The following is a 526-nucleotide window of genomic DNA, read 5'->3' as shown; positions in this document are numbered from 1 at the left end:
AAGCCGTGGGAGCGTCGGACATCAGCTTGCTGGTGTCTCGTGACTGCGTGCCTTTTGAAGAATGAGCCTGCGAGTTAGCGGTGTGTAGCGAGGTTAACCCGTGTGGGGAAGCCGTAGCGAAAGCGAGTCCGAACAGGGCGATCGAGTTGCACGCTCTAGACCCGAAGCGGAGTGATCTAGCCATGGGCAGGCTGAAGCGGAGGTAAGACTTCGTGGAGGGCCGAACCCACCAGGGTTGAAAACCTGGGGGATGACCTGTGTTTAGGGGTGAAAGGCCAATCAAACTCCGTGATAGCTGGTTCTCCCCGAAATGCATTTAGGTGCAGCGTCGTGTGTTTCTTGCCGGAGGTAGAGCACTGGATAGGCGATGGGCCCTACCGGGTTACAGATTTTAGCCAAACTCCGAATGCCGGTAAGTGAGAGCGCGGCAGTGAGACTGTGGGGGATAAGCTCCATGGTCGAGAGGGAAACAGCCCAGAGCACCGACTAAGGCCCCTAAGCGTACGCTAAGTGGGAAAGGATGTGG

1 rRNA gene is annotated in these 526 nt (G+C 57.0%); it reads left to right on the top strand.

Annotated elements, in window-relative coordinates:
• Window positions 1-526, top strand: a 23S ribosomal RNA gene (locus tag IE113_RS16185); the annotation flags it as partial.

The organism is Novosphingobium arvoryzae, assembly GCF_014652615.1.
Taxonomy (GTDB): Bacteria; Pseudomonadota; Alphaproteobacteria; order Sphingomonadales; family Sphingomonadaceae; genus Novosphingobium; species Novosphingobium arvoryzae.
Note: the sequence above shows the minus strand (reverse complement) of the source record. Positions and strands in the feature narration are given on the sequence as shown.